This window comes from Bradyrhizobium sp. MI1.11 (assembly GCF_055811255.1).
The window spans coordinates 21,784-27,971 of sequence record NZ_JBVVPM010000079.1 but is presented as its reverse complement, the minus strand read 5'-3'; the positions used below and the strand labels follow the sequence as shown (position 1 = coordinate 27,971).

Genomic DNA, 6,188 nt, shown 5'->3' with positions numbered 1-6,188 from the left:
TCCCCAGATCCTCTTCAGATGTCTCTTAGAGAATCGCAGATTCGCGATTTACGCAAAGCCCTCGCAAGCGGGAGAGGGAGTGCACCGCCGCTGCAGCCGCTAGATGACCCTCGCCTACACCTTCCGCCCGATGACCGCGGCCGATCTGCCGTTGATCCGGCGATGGCTCCGCGAGGTACATGTGCGGGAATGGTGGGGCGATCCGGACGAGCAGTTCGCGCTCGTGAGCGGCGATCTCGATGAGCCGGCAATGGACCAGTTCATCGTGTTGGCCGGCGACAAGCCGTTCGGCTATCTTCAATGCTACCGCCTGACAGCCTGGAATACGGGTCTTGGGCCGCAACCGGAGGGCACCCGTGGCATCGATCAGTTCATCGGCGAAGGCGACATGATCGGGCGCGGGCACGGTTCGGCATTGATCCGCCAATTCGCCGACGCGCAGTTGCGGCAGGGTCTGCCCCGCATCGTCACTGATCCTGATCCGCTCAACGCGCGCGCGGTGCGTGCCTATGAGAAGGCCGGCTTTGTCCCCGACCGCATGGTCGAGACGCCCGACGGAGCGGCGCTGCTGATGGTGCGCGAGCCATGACGCTGGCAACCACGCATGAGAGCAGGGCCGCGTTTCCACCGCTCGCCTGGGTCGGCATCGCGCTGCTGCTGCTGGCGATGCAGGCCTCGATCCTGCTCGCGATGGGACGGGTGCCGATCTGCACCTGCGGTTACGTCAAGCTGTGGCATGGCGTGGTGAACAGCTCGGAAAATTCGCAGCACATCGCCGACTGGTACAGTTTCTCGCACATCCTGCACGGCTTCCTGTTCTATGGACTGACCTGGCTGCTGTTCGCGCGGCTGCCGTTCGTGTCGCTGTCCTGGCCCGCGCGCCTGATCGTCGCGATGCTGATCGAGGGTGCCTGGGAGATCGTCGAGAACTCGCCATTCATCATCGAACGCTACCGCGCCGGCACGATCTCGCTGGATTATTTCGGCGACAGCATCGTCAATTCGGTTTCTGACAATTTGTCCATGATGCTGGGCTTCCTCGCCGCGCGCCTGCTGCCTATATCGGTGACCGTCATGCTCGGGCTCGCCTTTGAAATCATGCTGGCGCTGCATATTCGCGACAATCTGACGCTCAATATCCTGATGCTGGTCCACCCGGTCGAGGCCGTGAAACAATGGCAATCGGGTCCGCCGATCATCTGATGGCAAAAAAGCGGCTTGTCCCGTCCCGCATCTGATCCTAGCTAAGGTCCCATGACAGACTTCTCCCCCCGCGAAATCGTTTCCGAACTCGACCGTTTCATCGTCGGCCAGGCCGATGCCAAGCGCGCCGTCTCGATCGCGCTGCGCAACCGCTGGCGGCGGCAGCAGCTCGAAGGCTCCTTGCGCGAAGAAGTGCTGCCGAAGAACATCCTGATGATCGGCCCGACCGGCGTCGGCAAGACCGAGATCGCGCGGCGGCTCGCCAAGCTCGCCAACGCGCCGTTCCTGAAGGTCGAGGCGACGAAATTCACCGAGGTCGGCTATGTCGGGCGCGACGTCGAGCAGATCGTGCGCGATCTCGTCGAGGTCGCGATCGCCCAGGTCCGCGAGCGCAAGCGCAAAGACGTGCAGGCACGTGCGCAGCTCGCCGCCGAGGAGCGCGTGCTCGATGCGCTGGTCGGTGCCAATTCCAGCGCGGCGACGCGGGACTCCTTCCGCAAGAAGCTGCGCGCGGGCGAGCTCAACGACAAGGAGATCGAGATCGAGACGCAAGGCGGCGGCAGCGGCTTTCCGATGTTCGAGATCCCGGGCATGCCTGGCGCGCAGATGGGCGCGGTTTCGATCGGCGACATCTTCGGCAAGCTCGGCGGACGCAGCAAGACGCGGCGGCTGACGGTGGAGAGCTCGCACGAGATCCTCATCAACGAGGAATCCGACAAGCTGCTCGACAGCGATCAGTTGACGATGGAGGCGATCAGCGCGGTCGAGAACAACGGCATCGTGTTCCTGGACGAGATCGACAAGATCTGCGCCCGCGAAGGCCGCGCCGGCGGCGACGTCTCGCGCGAGGGCGTGCAGCGCGACCTGCTGCCGCTGATCGAGGGCACCACGGTCTCGACCAAGCACGGCGCGGTGAAGACCGACCACATCCTGTTCATTGCCTCCGGCGCCTTCCATGTCGCAAAGCCGTCCGACCTGTTGCCGGAACTGCAGGGCCGCCTGCCGATCCGCGTCGAGCTGCAGGCGCTGACCCGCGACGACATGCGTCGCATCCTGACCGAGCCAGAGGCTTCGCTGATCAAGCAATATGTCGCGCTGATGCAGACCGAGGGCGTCACGCTCGACATCACCGACAACGCCATCGACGCACTTGCGGACGTCGCGGTCGCCGTGAATTCCACCGTCGAGAACATCGGCGCGCGGCGGCTGCAGACCGTCATGGAGCGGGTGCTGGACGAGATCTCCTTCACCGCCCCCGACCGCAGCGGCGAGACCGTCAGGGTCGACGCCGATTTCGTCCAGAAGCACGTCGGCGACCTCGCCAAGAACGCGGATTTGAGCCGGTTCATTTTGTAATTCCGGGCGGCCGCGCTATGGATGCGGCGTGACCGCACGCATCCTGCAAAACCCCTGGCGCGTCCTGCTCGCGATCAACGCGGCGGTCATCGTCGGCGTCTTCGTTCACAAGATCCAGCTGCCGCCTTACGTCCCCTACATCCACCTCCTCGTCGACTACCATTTCGGCTTCATCAAGCGCGCGCTGATCGGGGCGATCGTCGCGCTGTTCATCGACAAGGTGCCGGTATGGCTGGTGTTCGCGCTCGGCGGCGCGACATGGCTGGTGACGCTGGGACTCTACGCAAGACTATTTCAGAAGACGTTCGGCTTCACGGCGAAGACATCGCCGCTGTTCGTCTTCATCGCGGGCTCGCCGTTCTTCCTCAAGAACTTCATGCACACGCTCGGCCATTTCGACATCTATGGCTGCGCGCTGGCGATCATCCTGCTGCTGGTGCCGGCCGGCTCGCTGCTGTTCGTGGCGCTGGCTGCGCTGTTCTCGATCGTTCTCGTCCTGATCCACCACATCCATCTCCTGATGTATGTGCCGACGATCATCACCATCGTCGTGATCAGGCACTATCTGACGCAGGGCTGCGATCGCACCAATGTCGCGTTCGGCGTCGTTGCCCTGCTTGCCGTCTCCACGCTGTTCTTCGCCGCGCAGTTTTGGGGAACGATGCCGATCGCGGAGGCGGATTTCGTTGCCTACCTGAAGAGCCGGATGGCCGATCCGTCGCGGACCGATATGTTGCAGTTTGCCTACATCTGGTATCAGCCGCTGACGAAGGAGATTTCCGACACCTGGGGCCGCCTGCCCCACAACATCCTCGGCGTGCCCGTGTTCTTGCTGCTGATCTGGCTGCACATACCGCTGTGGCGTTATTTTGCAAACCTTATCGGCGCGCTGGCAAACGACACGCATCGCCGTCTGGTGATCGCGGCGCTTGCCGGCGTCAGCCTCGCCTGCCTCGTGATGTTCGCGATGGTGTTCGACTATTCGCGCTGGATCTCGAACTGGGCGGTCTGCATGTTCCTGATCCTGCATGCGGTGAAGATGCTGCCCGCCGCACGCGAGACGCCGCTGATTGCGGCGGAGGATCAGAAGACGAATATCTTCGGCCTGATCCTTACGCTGATCCCGCGCGTCGGAATCGTCCGGCCGTTTTAGAAGGTGCGCTCGATCTTCGTCTTATCTCAGCGCTTGCGCTCGGGTCCGCAGACCGTGCCCTGCTCGACCATCGCGTCGATCTCGGACCTGGAGTAGCCGAACTCGCCCAGCACCTCGGCGGCGTGCTGGCTGAATTTCGGCGGCAGGCGACGCAGGCTTGGCTTGCTGCGATCGAGCCGGATCGGGGATGCCACGCCCTTGTACCAATCCTTCTCGATGATATCGCCGCGCGCGATCGTGTGCGGGTTGGTCAACGCCTGGTCGATCTTCTGCACGGGGCCTGCGGGCAGGCCCGCAGCGAGCAGGCGATTGCACAGCGGCTCGGCCTCGTGCTGGCTGAACACGGCGGCGAGCTCGGCCCGCAGCGCCTCGCGATTGGCGATGCGGTCCTTGTTGCGCGCAAAGCGCGGATCGCTGCCGAGCTCGGGCTTGCCGATCTCCTTGGCGAGCTTGCGGAAGGTGCCGTCATTACCGACGCCGATGAAGATGTTGTCGGTCTTGGTCGGGAAGATCGCATAGGGCACGAGGTTGGGATGCTCGTTGCCGGTGAGCGCCGGCGGCTTGCCATGCATGAAATAATTCGCGGTGTGCGGATGCATGATGGCAAGGCCGGTCTCGTACAGCGTGGTCTCCAGGAACTGGCCCTGGCCCGAGCGCTGCCGCTCCGACAACGCCATCAAGATGCCGATCGCCGCATAGAGGCCGGTGCCGATGTCGACCAGCGGCACGCCGATCCGCATCGGCCCGCTCTCGGGCGAGCCGGTCGCCGCGATCATGCCGGTCATGGCCTGGATGATGGCGTCATAGCCGGGATTGCCGCCGCGGGGACCGTCGGCGCCGAAGCCGCAGATCCGGCAATGCACGAGGCGCGGAAATTTTTCGCGCAGCACCTCGTTGCCGATGCCCCATTTCTCCAGCGTGCCCGGCTTGAAATTCTCGATCAGGACGTCGGCGCTCTCCAGCATCTTGAGCAGCACGGTCCGGCCGCCCTCGGAGGCGAGATCGAGACCGATCGAGCGCTTGTTGCGGTTGATGCCGATGAAATAGGCTGCGTCTTCGTCGTGGAAGGGAGGGCCCCAGTCGCGCACCTCGTCGCCTGCGGGCGGCTCGACCTTGATCACGTCGGCGCCATGGTCGGCGAGGATCTGGGTGCAATAGGGCCCGCCGAGCACGCGCGTGAGATCGATGACGCGCAGGCCGCTCATTGCGCCCGTGGCGGCTCCAGAACTGGCGGCTTCAGTCATGCCTTCGCGTCCCCTGTGTCGATGTGATCACAGGCCTAACGAGGTTCGTCCGAGCCGGCAATGGCTTCCCGCGTAGGGCGTCATGCAGGCGGTCGCCGCAATCCCGCGGGATGGCAAATCAAGGGAAGCGGCTGGCCTGAGAGGGATCCCGGGTCAGCCGCTTCACCGAACCGATCAGACGACCGTCAGGCGAACGTCGACATTGCCGCGCGTCGCGTTGGAATACGGGCACACCTGGTGCGCCTTCTCGACCAGCGCCTCGGCTTCCGCGCGGGCGAGGCCCGGCAACGAGACGGCAAGGTCGATGTCGAGACCGAAGCCGCCGGCCGCGCGCGGGCCGATGCCGACGGTCGAGGTCACGGAGGCGTCGGCCGGAACCTTGGGGCCGCCCTGCGAAGACACGAACTTCATCGCGCCGATGAAGCAGGCGGCATAGCCCGCCGCAAACAGCTGCTCGGGATTGTTGCCCGCGCCGCCTCCGCCGCCGAGCTCCTTCGGCGTGGTGAGCTTGACGTCGAGCGCGCCGTCGAGGGTCGCAGCATGGCCGTCGCGGCCGCCGGTGGCCTTTGCGCTGGTCTTGTAGAGGACGTTCACTGACATTTTCGTCTCCCTGTGTGTTCGGGTGGGGTGCGATCCTTATTGCAAACAATTAGATTGCGCGCAATTGAAATTATGGCGCCTCACATTTAATTGTTCGCAATTGAATGTGGCGACGGCCGGCCCCAGAATGGAAGCAAGTCCTGTGAGATTCTCCATGCCCCGGAAACATTCGGCAGCGGACGCGCCGCTGCGCCTCGACAACCAGATCTGCTTCGCGGTCTATTCGGCCGCGCACGCCTTCAACCGCGTCTACAAGCCGCTGCTGGACCGGCTCGGCCTGACCTATCCGCAATATCTGGTGATGCTGGTACTGTGGGAGCGCGACGACGTGCCGGTCAAGGACATCGGCGAAAAGCTGCACCTGGATTCGGGCACGCTGACGCCGCTGCTCAAGCGGCTGGAGGCGGCCCACCTTGTCAAGCGCACGCGCTCGAGCGAAGACGAACGTCAGGTGCTGATCGCGTTGACGCCGCAGGGCCAGGCCCTGAAGGACAAGGCGCGCGCCGTGCCGCAATCGATCCTGGCGGCGTCGGACTGCTCGGTCTCGGAACTGGTCGCGATGAAGGATGAAATCGTGGCGTTGCGCGATCGGTTGAACGCGGTGATCGGGGAGTAGGGGAAGAGGTGCGCTC

Annotated in this window: 7 protein-coding genes; 5 read left to right on the top strand and 2 right to left on the bottom strand. The window is 64.1% G+C overall.

Annotated elements, in window-relative coordinates:
* Positions 1-103 precede the first annotated feature (103 nt).
* From AC0L30_RS39230 to AC0L30_RS39215, 4 genes are read left to right on the top strand one after another with little or no spacing between them, the layout of a single operon-like run.
* Positions 104-589, top strand: a complete 486-nt coding sequence (locus AC0L30_RS39230) for a GNAT family N-acetyltransferase (RefSeq protein WP_007598433.1) — start codon at positions 104-106, stop codon at positions 587-589.
* Positions 586-1,203 (top strand): DUF2585 domain-containing protein, encoded by a 618-nt coding sequence (locus AC0L30_RS39225; protein WP_473406491.1) that lies wholly within the window; start codon positions 586-588, stop codon positions 1,201-1,203. The genes AC0L30_RS39230 and AC0L30_RS39225 overlap by 4 nt, the downstream gene beginning before the upstream one ends.
* A gap of 51 nt (positions 1,204-1,254) precedes the next feature.
* The gene (hslU, locus tag AC0L30_RS39220) at positions 1,255-2,559 is read left to right on the top strand and encodes an ATP-dependent protease ATPase subunit HslU (RefSeq protein ID WP_007598430.1); all 1,305 of its coding nucleotides are present in this window, start codon (positions 1,255-1,257) and stop codon (positions 2,557-2,559) included.
* A 28-nt stretch (positions 2,560-2,587) separates the two neighbouring features.
* A complete protein-coding gene (locus tag AC0L30_RS39215; protein ID WP_473406490.1) occupies positions 2,588-3,712 on the top strand; it encodes a hypothetical protein in 1,125 nt (374 codons plus the stop codon).
* A 26-nt stretch (positions 3,713-3,738) separates the two neighbouring features.
* Here the strand turns inward: AC0L30_RS39215 and AC0L30_RS39210 are convergent, their stop codons facing one another.
* Both AC0L30_RS39210 and AC0L30_RS39205 read right to left on the bottom strand, forming a co-directional pair.
* Positions 3,739-4,956: a CaiB/BaiF CoA transferase family protein gene (locus AC0L30_RS39210; protein ID WP_354170374.1), complete on the bottom strand. Its 1,218-nt coding sequence runs from the start codon at positions 4,954-4,956 to the stop codon at positions 3,739-3,741.
* 174 nt (positions 4,957-5,130) lie between these two features.
* A complete protein-coding gene (locus AC0L30_RS39205) occupies positions 5,131-5,556 on the bottom strand; it encodes an organic hydroperoxide resistance protein (protein ID WP_007598424.1) in 426 nt (141 codons plus the stop codon).
* Between the two features lie 154 nt (positions 5,557-5,710).
* Between AC0L30_RS39205 and AC0L30_RS39200 the strand changes: the two genes are divergently transcribed.
* Positions 5,711-6,172 (top strand): MarR family winged helix-turn-helix transcriptional regulator, encoded by a 462-nt coding sequence (locus AC0L30_RS39200; protein WP_007598419.1) that lies wholly within the window; start codon positions 5,711-5,713, stop codon positions 6,170-6,172.
* Positions 6,173-6,188: the final 16 nt, after the last annotated feature.